This window comes from Marivirga tractuosa DSM 4126 (assembly GCF_000183425.1).
Lineage (GTDB): Bacteria > Bacteroidota > Bacteroidia > Cytophagales > Cyclobacteriaceae > Marivirga > Marivirga tractuosa.
In genome coordinates this window covers 2853411-2875453 of the sequence record NC_014759.1, presented here as the reverse complement: position 1 = coordinate 2875453, position 22043 = coordinate 2853411, and the positions used below count along the sequence as shown (strand labels likewise).

23 protein-coding genes are annotated in these 22043 nt (G+C 35.1%); 9 read left to right on the top strand and 14 right to left on the bottom strand.

Annotated features, from left to right (window positions below; translation table 11 throughout):
- Nucleotides 1–43: 43 nt before the first annotated feature.
- Both FTRAC_RS12190 and FTRAC_RS12185 read left to right on the top strand, forming a co-directional pair.
- Entirely contained in the window at nucleotides 44–1192 is a 1149-nt protein-coding gene (locus tag FTRAC_RS12190) for an aminotransferase class V-fold PLP-dependent enzyme (RefSeq protein ID WP_013454560.1), read from the top strand.
- Nucleotides 1193–1287: 95 nt separating this feature from the next.
- Nucleotides 1288–1761 carry a regulatory protein RecX gene (locus FTRAC_RS12185; protein ID WP_013454559.1) on the top strand — a complete coding sequence of 158 codons (474 nt, stop codon included), beginning with the start codon at nucleotides 1288–1290 and terminating at the stop codon, nucleotides 1759–1761.
- An 85-nt stretch (nucleotides 1762–1846) separates the two neighbouring features.
- Here the strand turns inward: FTRAC_RS12185 and cysN are convergent, their stop codons facing one another.
- The 4 genes from cysN to cysC all read right to left on the bottom strand — a co-directional run bounded on the left by cysN (nucleotide 1847) and on the right by cysC (nucleotide 5177).
- A complete protein-coding gene (cysN, locus tag FTRAC_RS12180) occupies nucleotides 1847–3139 on the bottom strand; it encodes a sulfate adenylyltransferase subunit CysN (RefSeq protein ID WP_013454558.1) in 1293 nt (430 codons plus the stop codon).
- Between the two features lie 55 nt (nucleotides 3140–3194).
- Nucleotides 3195–3542, bottom strand: coding sequence for a four helix bundle protein (locus tag FTRAC_RS12175; protein WP_013454557.1), 348 nt, complete (start codon nucleotides 3540–3542; stop codon nucleotides 3195–3197).
- 32 nt (nucleotides 3543–3574) lie between these two features.
- Nucleotides 3575–4480 (bottom strand): sulfate adenylyltransferase subunit CysD, encoded by a 906-nt coding sequence (gene cysD, locus FTRAC_RS12170; RefSeq protein ID WP_013454556.1) that lies wholly within the window; start codon nucleotides 4478–4480, stop codon nucleotides 3575–3577.
- A gap of 100 nt (nucleotides 4481–4580) precedes the next feature.
- Nucleotides 4581–5177, bottom strand: coding sequence for an adenylyl-sulfate kinase (gene cysC / locus FTRAC_RS12165; protein WP_013454555.1), 597 nt, complete (start codon nucleotides 5175–5177; stop codon nucleotides 4581–4583).
- 135 nt (nucleotides 5178–5312) lie between these two features.
- Here cysC and cysQ point away from each other — a divergent pair, with 135 nt between their 5' ends.
- Nucleotides 5313–6125 carry a 3'(2'),5'-bisphosphate nucleotidase CysQ gene (gene cysQ / locus FTRAC_RS12160; RefSeq protein WP_013454554.1) on the top strand — a complete coding sequence of 271 codons (813 nt, stop codon included), beginning with the start codon at nucleotides 5313–5315 and terminating at the stop codon, nucleotides 6123–6125.
- A 163-nt stretch (nucleotides 6126–6288) separates the two neighbouring features.
- Here the strand turns inward: cysQ and FTRAC_RS12155 are convergent, their stop codons facing one another.
- The 5 genes from FTRAC_RS12155 to FTRAC_RS12135 form a co-directional block, all read right to left on the bottom strand.
- Entirely contained in the window at nucleotides 6289–6498 is a 210-nt protein-coding gene (locus FTRAC_RS12155; protein WP_013454553.1) for a helix-turn-helix domain-containing protein, read from the bottom strand.
- Nucleotides 6499–6501: 3 nt separating this feature from the next.
- Nucleotides 6502–7026: a DUF2975 domain-containing protein gene (locus FTRAC_RS12150; RefSeq protein WP_013454552.1), complete on the bottom strand. Its 525-nt coding sequence runs from the start codon at nucleotides 7024–7026 to the stop codon at nucleotides 6502–6504.
- A 53-nt stretch (nucleotides 7027–7079) separates the two neighbouring features.
- Complete coding sequence (locus FTRAC_RS12145; RefSeq protein ID WP_148230079.1) at nucleotides 7080–7577, bottom strand: hypothetical protein; 498 nt, start codon at nucleotides 7575–7577, stop codon at nucleotides 7080–7082.
- Between the two features lie 180 nt (nucleotides 7578–7757).
- Nucleotides 7758–9047, bottom strand: a complete 1290-nt coding sequence (locus FTRAC_RS12140) for a hypothetical protein (protein WP_013454550.1) — start codon at nucleotides 9045–9047, stop codon at nucleotides 7758–7760.
- A 31-nt stretch (nucleotides 9048–9078) separates the two neighbouring features.
- Nucleotides 9079–9636 (bottom strand): YceI family protein, encoded by a 558-nt coding sequence (locus tag FTRAC_RS12135; protein ID WP_049784129.1) that lies wholly within the window; start codon nucleotides 9634–9636, stop codon nucleotides 9079–9081.
- A gap of 255 nt (nucleotides 9637–9891) precedes the next feature.
- Here FTRAC_RS12135 and FTRAC_RS19330 point away from each other — a divergent pair, with 255 nt between their 5' ends.
- The 4 genes from FTRAC_RS19330 (at nucleotide 9892) to FTRAC_RS12115 (ending at nucleotide 14886) form a co-directional block, all read left to right on the top strand.
- Nucleotides 9892–11310 (top strand): GAF domain-containing protein, encoded by a 1419-nt coding sequence (locus tag FTRAC_RS19330; RefSeq protein WP_013454548.1) that lies wholly within the window; start codon nucleotides 9892–9894, stop codon nucleotides 11308–11310.
- 93 nt (nucleotides 11311–11403) lie between these two features.
- Complete coding sequence (locus FTRAC_RS12125) at nucleotides 11404–12333, top strand: ABC transporter ATP-binding protein (RefSeq protein WP_013454547.1); 930 nt, start codon at nucleotides 11404–11406, stop codon at nucleotides 12331–12333.
- Between the two features lie 18 nt (nucleotides 12334–12351).
- A complete protein-coding gene (locus FTRAC_RS12120) occupies nucleotides 12352–13677 on the top strand; it encodes an ABC transporter permease (protein ID WP_013454546.1) in 1326 nt (441 codons plus the stop codon).
- A 195-nt stretch (nucleotides 13678–13872) separates the two neighbouring features.
- Nucleotides 13873–14886 (top strand): endonuclease/exonuclease/phosphatase family protein, encoded by a 1014-nt coding sequence (locus FTRAC_RS12115; protein WP_049784128.1) that lies wholly within the window; start codon nucleotides 13873–13875, stop codon nucleotides 14884–14886.
- A gap of 5 nt (nucleotides 14887–14891) precedes the next feature.
- Here FTRAC_RS12115 and FTRAC_RS12110 read toward each other — a convergent pair whose 3' ends face one another.
- From FTRAC_RS12110 to fumC, 5 genes are all read right to left on the bottom strand, one after another.
- Nucleotides 14892–15230, bottom strand: a complete 339-nt coding sequence (locus tag FTRAC_RS12110; protein ID WP_013454544.1) for a hypothetical protein — start codon at nucleotides 15228–15230, stop codon at nucleotides 14892–14894.
- A 1-nt stretch (nucleotide 15231) separates the two neighbouring features.
- Nucleotides 15232–15456 (bottom strand): hypothetical protein, encoded by a 225-nt coding sequence (locus FTRAC_RS12105; RefSeq protein ID WP_013454543.1) that lies wholly within the window; start codon nucleotides 15454–15456, stop codon nucleotides 15232–15234.
- A gap of 104 nt (nucleotides 15457–15560) precedes the next feature.
- Nucleotides 15561–18026: a bifunctional UDP-N-acetylmuramoyl-tripeptide:D-alanyl-D-alanine ligase/alanine racemase gene (locus FTRAC_RS12100; RefSeq protein ID WP_013454542.1), complete on the bottom strand. Its 2466-nt coding sequence runs from the start codon at nucleotides 18024–18026 to the stop codon at nucleotides 15561–15563.
- A gap of 142 nt (nucleotides 18027–18168) precedes the next feature.
- A complete protein-coding gene (locus FTRAC_RS12095) occupies nucleotides 18169–18819 on the bottom strand; it encodes an SPOR domain-containing protein (RefSeq protein WP_041649809.1) in 651 nt (216 codons plus the stop codon).
- A 74-nt stretch (nucleotides 18820–18893) separates the two neighbouring features.
- Nucleotides 18894–20294 carry a class II fumarate hydratase gene (gene fumC / locus FTRAC_RS12090; protein ID WP_013454540.1) on the bottom strand — a complete coding sequence of 467 codons (1401 nt, stop codon included), beginning with the start codon at nucleotides 20292–20294 and terminating at the stop codon, nucleotides 18894–18896.
- 186 nt (nucleotides 20295–20480) lie between these two features.
- Here fumC and FTRAC_RS19820 point away from each other — a divergent pair, with 186 nt between their 5' ends.
- Together FTRAC_RS19820 and FTRAC_RS12085 are read left to right on the top strand one after the other, a co-directional pair.
- Nucleotides 20481–20642, top strand: coding sequence for a hypothetical protein (locus FTRAC_RS19820; protein WP_185094401.1), 162 nt, complete (start codon nucleotides 20481–20483; stop codon nucleotides 20640–20642).
- Between the two features lie 303 nt (nucleotides 20643–20945).
- The gene (locus tag FTRAC_RS12085) at nucleotides 20946–22040 is read left to right on the top strand and encodes a DUF4856 domain-containing protein (RefSeq protein ID WP_013454539.1); all 1095 of its coding nucleotides are present in this window, start codon (nucleotides 20946–20948) and stop codon (nucleotides 22038–22040) included.
- Nucleotides 22041–22043 lie beyond the last annotated feature (3 nt).

Sequence of the window (22043 nt, the reverse complement as noted above, 5' to 3'; positions counted from 1 at the left end):
CAAATTGCATAAAAATAAAGTTCGAAATTTTATAACTTCCGATATGGAAAACCAAAAACATTTGTTCACTCTTCCTGAAGATATTCACTATTTGAATGGTGCTTATATGTCACCTAATTTAAAAAGTGTTGAACAGGCTGGTATAGAAGGAGTAAGAAGAAAAACAAATCCTACTTTCATTAAAGAAAATGACTTTTTTCAACCTGCAGAGGAAGTAAAATCACTTTTTGGTCAAATAATTAACGGCTCCTCTAGGCAAATTGCCATAATTCCATCCGCTTCCTATGGTTTAATGAATGCAATTAGAAATGTACCCGTAAAAAAAGGTCAGCATGCTATTACTGTAAATGAAGAATTTCCAAGCGATCATCTTACTTTAAGAAAATTCTGTCAAGAGAATGAGATAGAATTAGAAGTAATTAAGCCCACCAATACCATTCTAGGCAGAACACAAGAATGGACAGAAAAAATTCTGGCAAATATTGGTGAAGACACAGCTGTAGTAGTGATGTCATCTATTCATTGGATGGAAGGTCTGAAGTTTGATTTAAAAATGATTGGTGAAAAATGCAAAGCCACCAACACCTATTTTATAGTTGATGGGACACAATCGGTTGGCGCTTTGCCTATTGATGTACAGGAATGTAACATTGATGCATTAATATGTGCATCCTATAAATGGCTATTGGGGCCATATTCAACCGGTTTAGCATATTATAGTACAAAATACAATGGTGGTGAGCCTATAGAATACTCATGGATGACCCGAAAGGATGGTCATGATTTCAGCAAACTGACAGATTATCCTGAGGAATTTGGTGGTGGGGCTATGCGCTACAATGTTGGAGAGTTTAGCAATTTTATTGCCTTGCCTATGGTCAAATCAGCCTTAGAACAAATTTTAATATGGGGGCCAGAAAATATTCAAAATTACTGCTTTAGTCTGCTCAGCCCATTACGGGAGTTTTTAGAAGAAAAGAGAATCGCAAAAGATAAAGACCAATTAATTAGTGCTCATCTATATGGTTTGTTTCTACCCAGCAGCATCGATTTAAATAAGCTAATGGAGGACTTAAAAGGAAATAATATTCATATATCAGCAAGAGGAAATTCTATTAGAATTTCGCCACATGTTTATAATGATGCTCACGATATCAACAGCTTAATTTCTGTTTTAGATAAGCACTTTTAATTCTTATCAATACAAATGAAAAGCCGATATCTACTTTCGCCAAGTCTATATATTTAGGATAATAAACCTTCACCACAAGTACCGCAATAAATTATATGGCAAAACAATTAATATATACCATTAAAGAAGGAAAAGCTCGAGGCGCAAAATATTGTGCTATGCAAGAAAGAAGTCAACAGCAGGTGAGGGATAAGTTGTATGATTGGGGCTTATTTAGTGATGAAGTTGAAGAAGTGATTGCCTGGTTAATTTCAGAAGATTTCATTAATGAAGAACGTTTTGCTCAAAGCTATGTAAGAGGTCATTTTAATCAAAAGAAATGGGGTCGCATAAAAATTAAGCAGGGGCTTGAACAGAAGAAAATCTCAGATTACTGCATCAAAATGGGCATGAAAGAAATTGATCCCGAAGATTATCAAAATACTATTCAGTCCTTGGTAGAAAAAAAATGGCGCACTCTAAAAGAATCCAACTTGTACATAAAAAAGCAAAAAACAGTGCGCTACTTATTGCAAAAGGGCTTCGAAGCTGATTTGATTTGGGGAGTGGTAAATAATTTACAAGACTAAAAGGAGAACTGAATAGGAATATCATAAAAGAATAAACCCTCTTTCCGTCACTTTAGTAATGGAAGAGGGTTTATTCAAAACTTGATTAAATAATCATTCCTGCACCCACTGTTTGCTGAGTGAATTCGTCTATGATAATTAATGATCCAGTATTTCTGTTTTTGCGGTAAGCATCATACAATAAAGGCTTGGCCGTTTTTAAAGTAATTCTAGCAATGTCATTTGCGCCTACTTCCTTATCCTCCTCGTTCTTTTCAAGCGTATTTACATTTACCTTGTATTTTACTTCCTTTATTATACCTCTAGCTTCGTTAGTAGTATGTTTTATTAGGTATTTACCCCCCAATTTAAGCGGGTCAACATTCAACCAACATACCATTAATTCAATATCTTGACCTTTAATTGGTTGGTTATTGACTTTAGCAATCATGTCTCCTCTGCTGATGTCAATTTCATCTTCCAAGGTCATAGCAACAGACATTGGAGGAAATGCTTCTTGCAATTCTCCATCCATTGTTTCTATGGATTTGATTCTAGAGGTAAAACCTGATGGTAAAACTACCACTTCTTCACCCTTTCTGAAGATTCCTCCACTAACTAAGCCCGCATAACCGCGAAAATCATGGTATTCATTTGACTGCGGTCGGATTACCCACTGAACTGGAAATCTACCATCTATTAAATCTCGGTCAGAAGCTACTTGAACGTTTTCCAAAGTCCAAAGTAAAGAAGGTCCCTTGTACCAGTCCATATTCTCAGACTTATCCACTACATTATCACCATTCAATGCCGAAATCGGGATGAATCTAATATCAGGAATTTCTAACTTGGCATCGAAGCTTAAATAGTCTTTTTTAATCTGCTCAAAAACCTCCTCTTTGTAATCGACCAAATCCATTTTATTGATGCAAACAATCACATGTTTGATTTGCAGGAGTGATGCAATAAAAGAGTGTCTTTTAGTTTGCTCTATCACACCTTTACGTGCATCAATTAAAATAATGGCTAGATTCACATTGGAAGCACCCGTTACCATATTTCGGGTATATTGAACATGACCAGGGGTATCGGCAATGATGAACTTTCGCTTAGGCGTGGCAAAATAGCGATAAGCCACATCAATGGTGATTCCTTGCTCTCGCTCAGCTTTCAAACCATCTGTTAATAGGGCAAGGTTAACATGCTCATCGCCTCGGTTTTTACTTGACTTTTCCACAGCCTCAATCTGATCTTCGAAGATTGATTTGGTATCGTACATCAATCGGCCGATCAAAGTACTTTTTCCGTCATCTACACTACCTGCTGTAGAAAAACGTAGTAAGTCCATGTCTAGGTAACCTGCTGTATCAATTTTATTATATTCTTCTGTATCTCGCATCTGATTTTATTTAAAGTTGAAATTTGAAAGCTGAAAGCTAAAAAAGCTCAGTTTATTAAGCTTTGTACTTTTTGGCAATCGATGTAAAAATTGCTGTTAATTCGTTAGCTTCATTTCGTAATTCCAACAAGTTCTCTTTATTATTAATACTTATTTCTTCTAATAACTCTATCCAAAAGCCAGATTCATCGGCTTCTTCTATTACTATCCCTATTTTAGCGATATATTCCTTTCTACTTCTTCCTCTATAAGCAGATCTGGTATTAGCTCCGACTGATGTTGAAGATCGTAAAAGCTGCTTCCCAATTGTCTGAAATTCGGCACTTTTAGGTAATTTCCTATATAAGGTGATAATCTCAAGAGCAAATTTTTTGGTTCTTATTTTAAGGTCTTGGTTCTCCATTTATTTCAACTTTTACATCTCCAGTTTCATCTTTAAAAATACCCCTGTCTTTTTCTCTCTTCCATAGCTGCTTCTGATCTTTTATCATCAGCTCTCCCACCTCTCTCTGTTTGTCTGGCAGCCGCAACTTCTTCGATAATTTTATCTAAATCATCAGCATCTGACTCAACAGCACCTGTGATGGTCATACATCCCAAAGTTCTGTATCGAATAACTCTTTCCTCATATTCTTCTCCATCCAAAAGAGTATTGTAAGGAGATTTGGCAATCAATACACCATTTCTGTTCACTACTTCTCTTTTGTGAGAGAAATAAATGCTTGGCAAAGCAATCTTTTCCTTTTTAATGTATTGCCAAACGTCCATTTCAGTCCAGTTACTGATAGGGAAAATTCGAAATGACTCGCCTGGGGCTTTCTTGCCATTATAAAGGTTCCATAATTCTGGTCGCTGGTTTTTGGGATCCCACTGTCCAAAATCATCTCTGTGGGAGAAGAATCTTTCTTTTGCTCTGGCTTTTTCCTCATCTCTACGTCCTCCACCAAATGCTGCGTCATATTGACCTTCTTCCAGTTTCTCCAGCAAGGTGATAGATTGTAAAGTGTTTCGACTTGGATTAAGTCCTTTTTCTTCTACTGCGGTTCCTTTGTCAATAGAATCCTGAACTAAACCAACATCCAAATTCACTTTATATCTTTCCGCCAAATTATCACGGAACTCTAAAGCTTCTGGGAAATTGTGTCCCGTATCGATGTGTAATAATGGAAAAGGTATTTTAGCAGGCCAAAAGGCTTTCTGAGCCAAATGCACCATGGTTATGGAGTCTTTTCCACCGGAAAATAAAATAACCGGTTTTTCAAATTGAGCCGCTACTTCACGAAAAATGTAAATAGCTTCTGACTCTAATTGATCTAAATGTGATAAATTGTAAGATGACATATATTGTAAATTCAAAAATTTAATTCTAAGATGTATTGCCTTTTATTTTGCCGTAAGCCCCAAAATTGGAGCAATATTTTGATTGTTTAACGGACTCTAATTAATATTTAATTCTTTCAATAATTGCTTTAACTAATTCCTGATGACTTTGCTCTAATGTTTGGTTTGCCGTATCAACAGCCACTTCAGGATTTTTCGGGGCATCAAATGGGGCACTTACACCTGTAAAATCAGGAATTTCACCTTTTCTTGCCTTAGCATAAAGTCCTTTCACATCTCTTTCTTCACAAACCTCCACAGGACAATCCACATAAACCTCAACATATCCATCACCAATGATTTCCTTTGCCATTTTCCGGATCTCATCTGTAGGGCTTATAAAAGAACAGATCGTGACCAAACCAGCGTTCATGAAAAGCTTTGCGGTTTCCGCTGCTCTTCTAATATTCTCCGTTCTGTCTTCAGGACTAAAGCCTAAATTATTATTGATGCCAGTTCGCATATTGTCCCCATCCAACAATTGCGTTAGATAGCCTTCTTCATGCAAGCTGTTTTCAAGTGCTCTTGCCAAGGTGCTTTTTCCTGAACCGGACAGACCCACCATCCAAATAACAATGGATTTTTGCTTGAGCATTTTTTCCTTATCGGAACGGCTCAAAATAGTATCGAATATGGGATATATATTTTCCAAACTCATATAATTTTTGGCAAAGTTAATAGGATAAAATTATACTTATAAGCATTTCTTGCGTAATTTTGCAGTTCTCCAAAAATATTTAAACTCTATTGGGTTTGTAGGCTAATAGAGGGCGATTTTGAAGAAAAAAAATTTATGAAATTCCTATTCGGAATTAAAAATCAAGAAGTTTATTATATGAAAATTGAGAATTTAGTAGAAGAAGTCAAGGTTATTGCCAAAAATGCAGGAGCTGCCATCATGAAAATTTACACCGATGCAGACCTTAGCCAAGTGGTAGACTATAAAGCAGATGACAGCCCCTTAACATTGGCGGATGAAGCAGCGGACAAGGTTATAAAAAAAGGTCTGGAAGAACTTCCTGTTCAATACCCCATTCTTTCTGAGGAAGGTAAAAAAATGTCTTATGAAGAAAGAAAGGACTGGGATACTTTCTGGTTGGTTGATCCACTGGATGGCACAAAAGAATTTATCAAAAAAAATGGGCAGTTTACAGTGAATATTGCTTTAATAAAAGATCATTTCACCATAATGGGTGTTATCTATGTTCCCGCAACTGATACCTTTTATTATGGAAGTGAATTAGGCGCATTTAAAGAAGAGCGCGGTAAAAAAACGGAATTGAAAGTAAATAACAAAAATTCGGATAGAATAGCCGTCAGAAGTGCATCACATGCTTCTCCTGAAGAAGATGAATTATTAGCGAAATATGATGTGAAAAATAGCATCTCTAAAGGAAGCTCATTGAAATTTTGCATGGCAGCAGAAGGAAAAGCAGATATCTACTATCGTCACGGCCCAACGATGGAATGGGATACTGGTGCAGGCCAGGCCATTTTGGAAGCTGCAGGAGGGAAAGTCTTTACAGGAAATGAAGAAAAAGAGCGATTCCATTATAATAAAGACAATTTATTGAATGGTAGCTTTTTATGTTTGGGGTTTGATTAGGTTGGCAGATTTTCATGTTGGCATGTTGACAGGTTGATGGCTGCTTAGGTCAGTACGGCAGGTCAGATCAGCGATGGCTGGAAGTGGAAAGTCGAGCTTTGTACGGTTGTAAATAAAAAGTAAGCAGAAAGGTACTAAAACATAAAACCCAACCATTAAACTTCTAATCTTCCTCCTGATACTCCAATAAATCTCCAGGCTGGCAATCCAAAGCTTTGCAAATAGCTTCAAGAGTAGAAAAGCGTACCGCTTTAGCCTTACCAGTTTTCAAAATGGATAAGTTGGCAACCGTAACTCCAATCTTATCCGCTAATTCTTTGGATTGCATTTTCCGCTTAGCCAGCATGACATCTACATTCACTACTATTGGCATGGCTTAAACGGTTAATTCGTTTTCTTTTAATAATCGGTGACCTTCCTTAAATACCTGCGTTAGAATGATGGCGCCAAACGCCAAAAACAAGTAACTGAATTCGAATCCTATGCCGACTTTTGTCGTGCTTAATTTTATGAATTGTACAAAAAACAAAATGACTGCCAATTGACTCACTTTATCAAATGCTGTAATAGTAAGTTTACTAAAGGTTCTATTTTGCTGAATATTTCTGCTAATTTCTACACCGTATCCTAAAATACTGAATAGCATGGCTAGCGTAAATAGGTTTTTAATTATAATAACATAAAGTAACCATGGATTTGTTGTTTGCAATTCATGTATTTGCAATCCATCACTATTATTGAAAATCAAAGACTGCATTCCAAATATGTTCTCCTGCAACGGGAAATCATTTACCAAGAAACCCATCACAATTACCACATGAACTGCTGCAAATAAAGAAATGAGAATTCTCAGAATTTGCATACTTACTAAGCTGACTGATAAAATAATATTCTTCTTCATAGTTTTACCATTTATATATCGCAAAACTATATAATATTATCGATAAACAATAATTACTTATCGTAAATATTCATATCAATTTTAAATTCTACTTCTATATTTTCATTTACTTTCACCATTCCAAAGAATTTTTCAGGAGCCTTCAAGCCAAAATCTGAAATGCATAATTCCATTATCGCATTAGAAACAAGTTGATTATTATCAAGACTGTTGTTGAGGTTGACTTTATAAAACTGTTTTTCTCCTGCCATTTCAATCATGATATGGGCAATTTTATTGTTGCTTATTTTTTTTAGCTGAAAAATGATAAACGGATAATTCTCATACTCTAAGAGATCATGTAAATCATCTGTCATTTGAGGGTGGGGACATTTGAAACTTAGCACTTTTAGGAAGAGTGCTTCATGTTGAATTTCGATCACTTCTCCTTTCTTTATCAGCTTAACTTCAAATTCGTTTTCAGGAAGTTTTGCGTTATAATGGCAATTGAAACTGTTGACATTTGTGGTTCCGTGGATTTCAACGTAAGAAGATTGCGTGTTAATTTTCACTCGTTTTTTTTCTGACTGAGAATATGCAGAAGAAAAACTTAACACTGTAATTAATAAAATATGTAAAATCGAAACCCTCATCCTAGATGTATTAAGAAGTTAAATTACATATACTTTATGATTTAAAAAAAGCGATGAAGCATTGCTCCATCGCCTTCAACTAAACAAGATGCACCAAGATTAGAAACTAATTGCAGCTTCAATCATGACACCTTTGAATTCTGCTCCAGCAAATCTTCCTGCCCAAGCATCTCCATTATATTGTTGGTTAACATACTCTACTTTGGTCATGATGTTGTCAGTTAAGAACCAACCACCACCGAAGTTTAATCGGCTAATATTCATGTCTTCTGGAGCAGTTTCTGCCATTTTACCATTTACTGTATTGTAACGTCCACCAATGTAATATCTTTCATTAGCACCAAATCTGTATAGCGCTTCACCTGCAATTTGAGTCATCGCACCGTCACCTTCATTTAATCCGCTAGCTACTTCATAGATACCGAAGAACTCAAAACCACCTGCTTTAATGAATGGGTTGATTTGCACAGCAGATATTTTAGTAAATCTTGCGTTAAATCTGCCATCAAAATTACCACCTTGAGAAGCAACGCCTAAGTCTTCATTACCAACAGTGTGCAATACCTGGTAATATCTAGATCCAGCTCTATCTCCACCGTATAACCAGGTTCCAGTGCTTGTTCCTGTATTAACATACCAGCTACCAGTTAAACGAGCTCTGAAATCATCACTGATTTGTTTATCAAATCCCAATTTAGTGTAGAAAGAAGGTTTATTATCATTACCAGAAGTCACACTTTGGTTTAATTTACCGTTAGTAACACCAACCACTGCAAGTAGTCCATTATTTTGGATAGTTACTTCACCAAAAGCTTCAGTAGAAAACGCATCCATTATGTAATTACCTACAAAAGGGTTATAAATAGCTCTTGCGTTATCAGTTCTTCTAAAGTGAGCATCACCGTAATTAAACTCATCTAAACCAATGGTAACAGTAGTATATTTCATAATACCTTCCATAAATCCTTCTTTGATGAAGTCTAATTTATCAATTTGCAAGTTACCACCTTTTACCCAAGCTTCAGCATGGTTACGAGCAGACAAATAAGTACGTAAGTGTAATCTTACCCCATCATACATCTGAACATCAAGGTTTAAGTTAGCGGTTGGTAAGTTAAAATTATTACCTAGCTCTTTTAACTCTAAACCAGAACCAGCTGCAGCATCATTACTTTGGCTTAATCCTTGAAATTGCATGGCAAAATCACCACCAACTCTAACTTTAACACCTTCATATTCTACTGTATCAGCTTTTGAAGGTTCAAATACATTCAAACCTGGTTGACCAACTGGTCTGAAAAACTGCAAGTTTCTGCCATCCTGTGCGAAAAGCACTTGCGCAAATCCCATTAATAGGGCAATCATTGTGAATCTTAAAAACGTTTTCATGGTTTCTGTTATTTAAATTGTTGTCTTTGTGTTATTTATATTGAGCATTAAAATTAATTGTAATCTGATCTCCTGTTTTGATGGTTCCAAACACCGCAGTTGGAGGGTCTATTTCGAACACAGACATTTTGAATGTTATGTCTCCTTTGAAGGATATTCCATTGCTAGCTTCTGCAGTCACTTTCATATTCACTATTTTACTTACTCCTCCAATTGTCAATAGACCTTTCGTGTCCATAGTAGTAGTGTTTCCATCTACACTCACATTATCCATTGATCGGAATTGGTATTTAATTACTGGGTGATCATCTGCTTTTAAAGCTTCATAAGTGTTGTCGTCCATTGCTGACTTTCCACTTTTTAAACTTTTCACAGGAATATTGAAGCTTAAGCTATTGATACTTTGTAAAGCATTGTTTTCTATTTTTACGTCTGCCTTACCATCAAACTTTTCTGCTTCAATTGTCCAGTCATGAACAGTTGAAGTTCCATCTACACTTAATTTAGTATTACTTTCGTTTACCGTTAATTGCTGCCCATACACCAGGGGTGCGAAAAACAGCATCATTATGATCATTAAATTTCTCATAGCTTTTGACTTTTTAATTATGATGTAAAGGTGGCAGGTAAATGTTAGGGAAACCATGACTTAGGTCATGGAAAAGTATGATTTAACGCCCTGAGGGCATTTAAAAGGATGTTTTAATAAGAAAGTGTTAATCAGGTTCTAAAACAAAAGAAGTTACTTTAGCAAATGGATTATATTTTCAACTCAAAACTTGTTCAAAATAAAGTATAATGGTTTATATTTAATTATTATATTTTTCAATTAAACCAATTTATAATGAACATTATCTCAAAGGTTGTTGAGTTTGGGATGAATAATAATTTATCCGATTCGGTCAAAACCAAAATACGATTAGGAAATATTTTAAACGTAGCGTTAATTATCATTATCAGCTTTTATGCCATCATTTCCGGATTGGTCATTCCAGAGGTTTTGCCTTATTGTTTATATGGCCTTGTAGCTTATTTAATCATTTTAGGCACTTCTTATTTTGGTTTGAATGTCCTTAGTAGATTTTTAATGGCTATTATGCCTGCTCTTGTGATAGGAATGTTACATGCCGTGATCATGCAGCAAGAAGATATAATTTTTAAGGAAATCTATGCTTTCCAAATAGTAGGGTCGTTAATTGCTTTCAGTTTATTTGATTACAAGCGTGTACAATTTTGGTTGCCAGCTTTCGTGATTTCCATTTTGCCTATCCTGTATATTTATGAACTCAATGACTATTTTGACATTGGGTTTGACAATACTACTTTCCAAAAAGCCTGGATCAGGGTCACGGTATTATTTGGTGCCTTTTTCCTTGGGGGGTTTTTATTCATCTTTTTACAAAGGCTAAATCAAAAAGAATTTCTAAAAGCTAAAGAATTAACAAATCAATTTGCCGAAGAGAATCGCAGAGCTACTGAAAAAGAAAAAGAATTAGAAGATTCTTTAGGAAAACTGGAACAAGCCCAATTAGAAGAAAAGAAAAGAGCTTGGGCAACCAAAGGCTTAGCAGAAATTGGTGCCATTCTTAGAGGAGAAGAGAATTTAAAAGTGTTGACAGATAAAATCATAACCTTTGTAGTAAAGTATTTAGAGGCTAATCAGGGAGCATTGTTTTTATTGGAAAATGAGAATGATGAGGATACAAAACTACATCTGAAATCAGCTTATGCCTTTCAGCGCAAAAAACGCCTCGATATAAAGATGAATCCAGGAGAAGGCTTGGTAGGTCAATGTTACTTAGAAAAAGATTATATCTATTTAACAGAAGTCCCAGAGAATTATATCAACATTAAAAGTGGTTTAGGTGATGCTAACCCCAAATCTATTTTGATTACTCCTATGATTGTTAATGAAGAAGTATATGGAATATTTGAAATAGCCTCCTTTCATACTTTCGAACAATATCAAATTGACTTTATGCTGGAAATGGGTGAAAACATAGCCATGCAGCTCAATAGTTTGAAAAACAATGAAAAAACAAAACAGCTGTTAGCCGAAATGCAGGAACAATCGCAGCAATTACATTCTCAAGAAGAAGAAATGAGACAAAATATGGAAGAATTGCAGGCCACTCAAGAACAACAAGAGCGTCAAGAAAGGGAATTGAGAGCAGAATTAGATGAAGTGCAAAGAGCGAAAGAAGCTTTAGAGCAGCAATTGGATCAAAAAGAGGAATTAATCAAAAAATTACAAACTGATTGATAAAAACCACTCATCAGTTAAATAGGACAATAATAAATCTATTTATTGCAGTTAATAATTATTGGGATACATTTGTAAAAAAACAATATCAACGTGCATATACTTACCGCGAAGAACCTAAATAAAACATTTCACAAAAATGTTGCGCTTCACAATGTAGACTTGGAAATTCCTAAGCAATCTATATTTGGTTTATTAGGGCCAAATGGAGCAGGAAAAAGTACATTTATTCGAATAGTCAACCAAATTATCAATGCCGATTCAGGTCAGATACAGATAAATGGTGAAAATCTAGCTCCCAAACACATTGGTACTATAGGGTATCTGCCAGAAGAACGAGGCTTATACAAAAAAATGAAAGTGGGTGACCAGCTGTTGTATTTGGCACAACTAAAAGGACTCTCCAAAAAAGAAGCCGTTCAGAAAATTAAAGTTTGGTTAGAAAGATTTGAGGCTTCAGATTGGTTAAACAAAAAGATTGAAGACCTATCCAAAGGGATGCAACAAAAAGTCCAGTTTGTTTCAACTGTAATGCACGAACCGGAATTAATCATTTTGGATGAGCCTTTTTCCGGCTTTGATCCTATTAATGCTAATTTAATTAAAGATGAAATTTTGAGCCTTAGGGAAAAAGGAAGTACTATCATTTTTAGTACGCACAGAATGGAATCTGTTGAAGAAATGTGTGATTATATAGCCTTAATCAATAAATCAGAAAAGATTTTAGATGGGGAAAAGTCAAAAATCAAGAATGATTTCAAATCCAATCAGTACTCATTAGTTCATAGAGGAAATGGTATTTCTTCTAATGATATTTTTAATTTGGAAAGCAAAAAAGAATTAGGGGAAGGGCTAGTCCAATCAAACTTAAAGCTGATATCCGGAACATCCTCTAATCAATTATTGCAAGAATTGATCAATCAAAAAGTAGATATAGTTTCTTTTCAAGAAGAAATTCCTTCCATCAACGATATTTTTATCCAGTTGGTAAAAGGAGATAAACAAAACATTCCAACATCATAACCTTAAAACAACCATCAAATGAGTAAGATAGGCTTAGTAATTAAGAGGGAGTTCGACAGCAGAGTAAAAAAGAAAAGCTTTCTATTGGCAACAATATTAGTGCCTTTGCTTTTTCCTGCAATTATAGGCGGAATGCTCTATTTCGCCATTGAGGAATCCAAAAATGCAGAACAACAAAAAGTTTATGTTTTGGATGAGTCAGGAACAATCAATTTTGAAAATGATAAAAAATATGCCTTCGAAGAATTAAACATAAATCTAGAGGAAGCAAAAACCATTTTTACTGAAAGCGAAGCCTACGCACTATTATACTTTCCTAAATTTGAATTGGCTAATCCAGAAGGGATTACAATGTATGCTAAAAAGAATCCCAGTCTTCAGGCTAGCTCCTATTTCGAAAATCAAATAGAATCTCAAATTCGAGATCAAAAACTTAAAGAAAGCGGCATAAATGAGGCTGAATTGGAAAGTTTAAAAACCAATATCAGTCTAAGCACAATCAATGTATCGGATACGGGCGAGGAAAAAGCAAGTAGTGCTGGTGTTGCCTATGGAATTGCTTATGCCTTCAGTTTTCTAGTATATATGTTTGTTTTGATCTACGGAACCCAAATCATGCAAGGAGTAATTGAGGAAAAATCAAGTAAAATTGTTGAGATTATTGTTTCCTCGGTAAAGCCTTTTCAACTTATGATAGGGAAAGTAATCGGTGTCGCATCTGTTGGTTTATTGCAATTTACGATTTGGGTGGTATTGATTTTTGTACTTTCATCTGCTGTTTTCAGCATGTTTGATCTAAATCCGGCCGATATGCAAACGGCTCAGCAAAGTATGTCTGGCATGAATGGCGGTTCTGAGAGCCAAGAAATGATGGAAAATTCTAAAGTGGGAGAAATATTGAATATAGTATATGATATTCCATATGCCTACTATATATCTGTTTTCGCCTTTTTCTTCATTAGTGGATATCTACTATATGGTGCATTATTTGCTGCTGTGGGATCCGCAGTTGATAATATTTCAGATGCTCAGCAATTTACCATGCCCATAACTATGCCTATGATTATAGGATTTTTGGGGACTTTCATGTTCGTGATGCCAGAACCAGATGGTAATGTCAGTTTCTGGTTGTCTATTATTCCATTTACTGCACCAGTCGCCATGATGGCTAGAGTAGCTTTCGGTGTTCCCGCCTGGGAGCTTGCTTTAAGCATGGGGTTAATGGTCGTAGGCTTTCTTTTCACTATTTGGATGGCCGGTAGAATCTATAGAATTGGTATTTTGATGCATGGCACTAAAGTAAATTATAAGACTCTATTAAAATGGGTTAAAACCAATAGTTAGCCCATTATTAGTTGATCTGTCAAGCTATAGATTTCTCTAGTTTTTGAGCTTGGCAGATTTTTCTTTATCCATCTTCACTAAAATAAAATAGATTTAAAAGGATGGCGATTTATTTTTGTCTAACTTCAAAAAAAGTATGACTAATTTAAATTGATAAGCTTTCTACAAACAATAATTTACATTTTGGGTGGTATTATGATTTTTATCAGCCTACTTCCTTTAATTCGTAATGATTATTGGGTTTTTAGAGTTTTTGAATTCCCTAGAGCTCAAAAATGGGTCATCAATCTTATTATACTTTTTGCCTCTTTAATTTTCTTCCCTTCAGATGCTTATTTCTCTTTCGGCTTTTTTATCTTGATAGTTGCAAACCAATTGTATTTAAGCTACCAAATCTATCCGTATCTACCCATGGCCAAAAAGCAGATCGATTCCGTAAACCTCGATTTCAAGCCAAGTCTTAAGTTGCTAATTGCCAATGTATATCAAGAGAATAGAGAGTGGGAGAAACTTTCTTGTATGATCGATCGAGAAAAGCCTGATGTAGTCTTGCTTCTAGAAACAGACGAATGGTGGAAGAATAAATGTAACTCTTCTTTTGGACGCGAATATGTTTACCAAGTTTTAGAAGATCGTGAAAATACTTATGGGATGTTGCTATATAGCAAATTGGAGTTGAGAAACACTCAAATTCATTATTTGGTAAAGGATGAAATACCATCCATAGAAACCGATATTATATTGGAAAAGCGTGCAATTAAATTGTATGCCATTCACCCAGAGCCTCCCGTTCCTTCAGAAAACCCCAAATCCACAGCAAGAGATGCCGAAATACTATTAGTTGGAAAAAAAACTAATGCTGACCAAAAGCCTACCATAGTGGCTGGTGATTTAAATGATGTGGCTTGGAGCTATACTACAGAATTATTCTTAAAAATCAGTGGGCTTTTAGATCCCAGAAGGGGAAGGGGTTTCTACAGCTCCTTTCACGCTAAACACGCTCTAGCTCGATGGCCATTAGACCATATCTTTTGTTCAGGTCATTTTCGATTACAAAATATGAAAAGAATGGAAAGTATTGGTTCAGACCATTTTCCAATTTATGTGCAATTATACTTGGCCAAAACAAAAGATAATAGTGATGAACTAGAGGTAACTACTGCAGATGAAATTTTGGCAGATGAAAAAGTCGAAAATGGGACAGAGTAAAATCCCTATTCTCTATCTCTTGTAAAAGTAAAATTGTTAATGATCAGCTGGCCTTCGGAAGATTTGTGAGAAAGCTCAATTACCATCTGGTTTTCTGTTAAAGATTTTACTTGTAAAAAGCAGCCATCTTCTCTGTAAAAATAGCCGTCTTTGATAGATCCCACTAGCTCAAAATTGCTGATACTTGGCCAATATTGGTCGCCTTGTCCAGATCTTGAAATTAGATTCTCAGATATTAACAATGAAAATTCTATGTTCAAACTTTGATCAGAATATTGATTAATTGCTTTAGTGCAATTCCACTTTCCTTGAATTCCTTCTAAAAGATTTTGATAAACTTCCATCTTAATACAATTTATTTCGCAACAAATGCCTTCTGTTTTGAAAGCCAAAATGATCCATCTTTCTTTTGGTCACTGTGTTTTGATTTCCAGTTCCAGTTAAAGATTTTTCGTTTTTTGGTTGAAATAACTTGCCTGAGAGCGGATGGCTTGAAATACCAATATTGCCTGGTGAGTTCATGGGAACCCACCAAAAGGCAATAATTGATATAACTAAGAAAAACTTCATCCCCTAAATTTTTAATAAAGTTGGATGGTTTTTATCTTAATGGCAATACCTAATTATGGGTATTTCTTCGAAAAAGTTATATTAAATTACTTCAAAGAGCTTTCTTATTCAGTATAAAACACTCTTTTTACCCTTTCACTAATATTGGTAAGAATTTCGTAGGGAATAGTATCTATGGCACTGGCCATATCAGAAATGTTGGGGCCCTCTCCAAAAACAATCACTTCATCTCCAGCTTTGCAATCAATATTGGTCACCTCCACCATGGTCATGTCCATGCAAACATTACCAATTACGGGAGCCAATATTCCATTTATCAAGACTTTTCCTATTCCTTGACTAAATTTTCGGTTAAATCCATCCGCATAGCCAATTGAAATGGTAGCAGTTTTCATATCCTCATTTGCAACACCTCTTCTAGCATAACCAATTGTTTCTCCTTTTTTGATATGTTTTACTTGAGATATTACTGTCTTTAAAGTAGAGACTGACTGTAGTTGACCTGAATAAATGCCTGTAGGATCAACACCATAAAGCCCAATCCCTAATCTAACCATATCAAATTGGTAATCAGGAAATCGACTAATCCCTGGACTATTTAATAAATGAAGAATTGGCTTATAGCCCAAAAAGTCAACTAAGCTTTCTGCTAATTTTTTAAAGGACATGGCTTGTTGAGCAGAAAATCCATTGTGCATGGCTTCATCAGAAGCAGCTAAATGACTAAATATTGAAGCTACTTTAAGTTGTGGGTTATGCCGTAATAGCAATTGAAGCTGTTCAATTTCATGAGCCTCAAAACCAAGCCGATGCATTCCTGTATCTAACTTTAAGTGGACTTTAAGCAAGCTTTTATGATTTCTAGTATAGCTAGCATAGTCCTTAAAAATAGTCTCGCTATAAAGCTCTGGTTCAAGATTATACTGGTGAAGGAGTTCAAAAGAACGAGGATCTGGGTTCATGACCATTATAGGCAACTGGATTCCATGTTGACGCAAGATAACTCCCTCATCTGCGTAAGCCACAGCTAAATAATCTACATTCTGAAATTCTAACCAATTAGCTATCTCATGACTACTGCTACCATATGCAAATGCTTTTACCATCACCATGGTTTTTACACCTGGCTTTAATCTTGCCCTATAAAAATTTAAATTATGGGTGATTTTATTAAGGTCAATTTCTAAGACTGTCCCATGAATTTTTTGTTCTAAGCGCTGAACAATAGATTCAAAATTAAATTTTCTTGCTCCTTTTATTAGAATTAAGCTTTCTTGAAATGAGTTTTCCTTTTCATATTCTAAAAATGAGGCTGTATTAGGGAATAATTTCAAATCACTAGTATAGAATTTTTCTAACATTCTAATTTCACTACCTATTCCCACAACTAAGTTTAGCTTTTCTAGTGCTATTCTATCGGCTAACTGCTGGTATAAAACTTCAGAACTTAATCCCGTTTCTAGCAGGTCTGATAATATGAGAATTCTTTTTTGAAATTGCTTTTGCTGCGAAAAAAATTGAAGAGCCGTATCAAGCCCTACTAAATCATTATTGTAAGAGTCATCCACTAAATAAGTGCTATTTTTACCCTTTTTGGTTTCAAGCCTCATGTTTAATGACTTGATATCATTTAAAGTGTTTTGAATGACTTTTATTGGTAAACCTTCATGAAGCAAGAGTAACAGACAATGTGTGATATTTTCTAAGGATGCATAATCTTGAAAAGGAACTTGAAAGATATGGAATTGCTCTTCAAACGGGATTCTGATAGCTGTCCCGTTGTTTCTTCCTTCTGTTTCCACAAAATAGTTGGAAGTATTATCTTCAAATGACCATCCAATAAATTCCTTTTCTTCCAATTTTGGAAGACTGTGTAAAGCATTCGAAATTTCTGGAAAATCCTTGCAAAATATTATTGTAGAAGAATCTTTAAATAATTGCGCTTTTTGATGTGCTTTTTCCTCCAAACTTGGAAAACCTTCGTCATGGGCAGTACCTAAATTAGTGTAGATGCCAATTTTCGGTTTTATAATGGCTTCAAGCTTTTCCATTTCCCCCATTTTGGAAATTCCTGCTTCAATTATGGCATAATCTTGATAATGATTTAAGTGCCAAAGCGATAGGGGAACACCTACTTGTGAATTATAGCTTCTTGGGCTTCTGTAAACTGAATAAACTGATTCTATTAATTTAGCTAACCATTCTTTTACGATAGTTTTACCATTACTACCCGTTATCCCAATTAGATTGCCTTTAAAGTTTTTTCTCTTGTATCCTGCCAAAGCTTGGAGGGCATTGATACTATTCTCCGTTTTAAAAAAATTCGCCTCAGGGTATTTATCAACTTTAATTTCTTCATCAATAATGAAATTTCGAATTCCATTAGAATAAAGATCCGCTATAAAGTTATGACCATCGTGCCTTTCCCCTTTAATGGCAATAAACAAATTTTTGATGTTGGAAACAGCATTTCTACTGTCGATGAAGATGTTCTCAATAGTGTAGTCTTTCTGGAGTTGGCAAATCTCTCCATTCAGAATAGTAGGTAGCGATGAGAATTCAATTTTCAAGGATGGGTTGGTGTGAATTACTAATTTCAGTAGTACAAAAAAGCTTGTCTAAAAGTTTACTGCAACAAAAAGTAAAACAGTATTGAAGACCAAGTTGACCTCTATTAACTTTTAAACAAGCCTGAATAATAATTAAATAAATTTATTCTCCAGCGTTTTCTGGTTTAGCTGAAAGGTTTTCTAAAACTTCCTTCAAAGGAACTCTTACGCCTTCTTTGTAAGGTACAATCCAAGCTTCTTTAACGCCCATTTTTCTCAAAGTCTTTTTGAATTTATCAGCTTCCCAATAATCTCTAAATCGACCTAAAGTAATTCTCTGCAATCCATCCTCTGTTTCTTCTCCACTAAAATTAGGGTTGTTTTTGAAATACTCTGACATGTCAATATTTTCAAATGCACCAACTTGAACCTTGAACCAAGTTCCACTTTCATCTAAAGCTTCTGGCTCTTCATTTTGCGCATTTTTTGCTTTCTTTGCCATTTCATTAGCTCTTTGTCTTTGAGCTTCTGCCATTGCTTTTGCTTCTTGAGCCTCAGCTTTTGCTGCTGCAATTTCTGCATTTTTATTGCTTAATTGGCCTTGCAAATTTTCTACTTGAGCATTTAAGCTAGCAACAGAGCTTTTAAGGCTTTCATTTTCTTCAACCATTGCCTTCATTTGCTCAGGATTTCTTTTCAGCTCCTTAGCCATTTTCTTCATTTCCTTCTTTTCTGCTCTGCTTAACTGAGCAGAAACTGAAAAAGCCATGCAAAAAATCATAAGGATGGCGATTAAACTTATCTTGCTTTTCATATTATCGATTCGGTTTATTCAAATTTGTACAACTAAAGTAAGTAAATAACTATTATAAAGACAAATAATACTATTTATTGTTTTTTCAAACTGCCAATCATATCCTCTGGTTTTACCCATTGGTCAAACTCCTCTGCAGTCAAATAACCTAGGTTTATAGCTTCATCTTTAAGCCTAGTGCCGTTTTCATGAGCCGTTTTAGCAATTTTAGCAGCCTTTTCGTAACCGATCTTTGTGTTAAGAGCAGTCACTAACATTAAAGAATTATCTAAGTGTTCTTTAATCCTCTCGTAATTAGGCTCAATTCCTACTGCGCAATTATCATTAAAGGAAACGCATGCATCTCCGATCAATCTGGCAGATTGTAAGAAGTTAGCTGCCATTACAGGTTTAAAAACATTTAATTCATAATGCCCTTGGGTTCCACCAACAGTGATGGCCACATCATTACCTATTACTTGCGCACAAACCATTGTTAAGGCTTCTGCCTGAGTCGGATTTACTTTTCCTGGCATAATAGAGGATCCTGGTTCATTTGCTGGAATAATAATTTCTCCAATTCCAGATCTTGGTCCAGAAGCTAATAACCTGATATCATTTCCAATCTTATTTAAGGACACCGCTATTTGTTTTAATGCCCCATGAGATTCAACTATAGCATCATGTGCCGCTAAAGCTTCGAATTTGTTTTCAGCAGTTCTGAAAGGCAAACCAGAAAATTCAGCTATTTTTTCAGCTACTAATTCAGAATATCCATCTGGTGTGTTGATACCAGTTCCTACAGCAGTTCCGCCTAGTGCAATTTCAGATAAATGATCTAAAGTGTTTTTCAATGCTTTTAAACCATGCTCCAGTTGAGAAACATAGCCCGAAAATTCTTGACCTATCGTTAAAGGAGTGGCATCCATTAGATGAGTCCTTCCAATTTTCACTACTTTTTCAAATGCCTTCGATTTCTCTTTTAAAGTATCTCTAAGTTTTTCAATGCCGGGGATTGTGGTTTCAATTACCATTTTATAGCAAGCGATATGCATGCCTGTTGGGAAAGTATCATTTGACGATTGAGACTTGTTTACATCATCATTAGGATGCACAATCTTTTCATCGTCATAAGTTTTACCTGCTAAAATTTGTGCTCTGTTCGATACCACCTCATTTACATTCATATTTGATTGAGTACCAGAACCAGTTTGCCAAATAACCAAAGGAAATTGATCGTTGTGTTGATTATCTAAAATTTCATCACAAACTTTAGAAATTAAATCTCTCTTTTCTTGGCTAAGGACACCTAAATCGTGATTAGTGTGGGCAGCTGCTTTTTTAAGATATGCAAATCCATGAACTATTTCCAAAGGCATGCTAGCTTCAGCCCCTATTTTGAAATTATTTCTACTTCTTTCCGTTTGGGCTCCCCAATACTTTTCAGCGGGCACTTTAACGTCACCCATTGTGTCTTTTTCAATCCTATATTCCATTACAAAATGCTTTTTTCGATTAATAGCGTAAAATTACAATTAATCGCATGAATTGCTATGATTAACTGCTAAAATAGAAACACTAACAAATGAATATAATCAAATAGAATATTAAATAGTTTATAATAATTTAGCTTTTGATGTAAAATTCCAATAATTTTGCCTCACAACAACACAAAGGCTTGAATGAATAACTTATACAGAAGGCTAATGATCAGTTTACTAATGATATTCGTTTGCGTATTATCAGTAAGCTATTGCCATCAATTAAGAAGAGGGGGAGAAAAAGTGATGTCTTCAGTAAAAGACTTATCTAATGTTTCCGCTGCTTATGCAGTTTTCCCCTAATTGATTCCATTTACTTTTTTGGGAGAAAGAATAAAAATTCTGATATCGCAATTTTTACTGAAATTATTGTGCCCTAGAGTCTCTTAATTAGTCAAAACACTAATTACACTTATTTAAATTAAGCAGACATTTAAGAATGTTGCTTCCGTATAATTCCTCCTTAAAGTGACTAAATCAAACTATTTGAGCATTATTTAAATCTAATCTAAATAAAATTGCTTTTTTATTTGTAACCAATCTAAATAAAATTAATTTTGCATCATCATTAGAATCAATCTAAATACAAATATTAATTTTGCACAAATGAAAAATTTAAGATTACTAGGATTAGCACTTTTAGCAGTATTTGCTTTCACAGCATGTGACGATGAAAACACAGCTGGTGAAAATGAGGAAACTTATGAAATTCCATCGACTTATGATTTCGAAAATGTAAGCTATTCTGGCCAAACTCAGCGTTTGGATATGTTAGAAGAATTAACCGTGTACATGAAAACAGCAAATGAAGGTGCTGTTTTAGATGCACAAAGCATGTTGGACATGTATGCTAACGAAAACAATGCTTTCTCTAAAGCAGAATTGAATGAATCAACTAAGCAGTTAGAAAACAAAACTGTTGAATCGGATATCAGCAAGTTTCAAGGTTTTATTAGAGAGTTTGCTGCTGCAACAGCTGAAGCTAATGGTGGTGAAGGAAGTGATGGTACTCCTGGAGTAGTTACTTCAAACGATGGCTCCAAGCAATACTTTTTTGATGCGAATGGCTTAGAGCATATCCAACTAATTGAAAAAGGCTTAATGGGTTCATGCTTCTATTTCCAAGGAGTTTCTATCTACTTAGGTTCAGGAAAAATGGATGTAGATAATGAAACTATTGAAGCTGGAAAAGGTACAGCAATGGAACACCACTGGGATGAAGCTTTCGGTTATTTTGGTGTCCCAACTGATTTCCCTTCCAATACAGATGGTATCAGATTCTGGGGCAAATACGCAAACGGAAGAGATGCATTATTAGGCTCAAATGAAGCGGCCATGAATGCTTTCATAAAAGGTAGAGCAGCTATTTCAAATAAAGATTTAGATACTAGAGATGAGCAAATTGAAATCATCAGAAATGAATGGGAAAAAGTTTCTGCTGCAACTGCAATTCATTATTTAAATGAAGCTATTGCAGGATTTGCTGATGATGCTATCAGAAACCATACTTTATCTGAAGCTTGGGCATTTATTCATGCATTAAAGTATAACCCAAATCAAAAAGTAAGTAACACTGAAGTTCAGAGCATTTTGGATGAATTAGGTACTAATTTCTACCAAATCACTACAGAGCAAATTAATGCTGCAAAAGCAACCTTAGTGGAAGCTTACGGATTTGAAGATATTCAAGACCAATTATAAGAC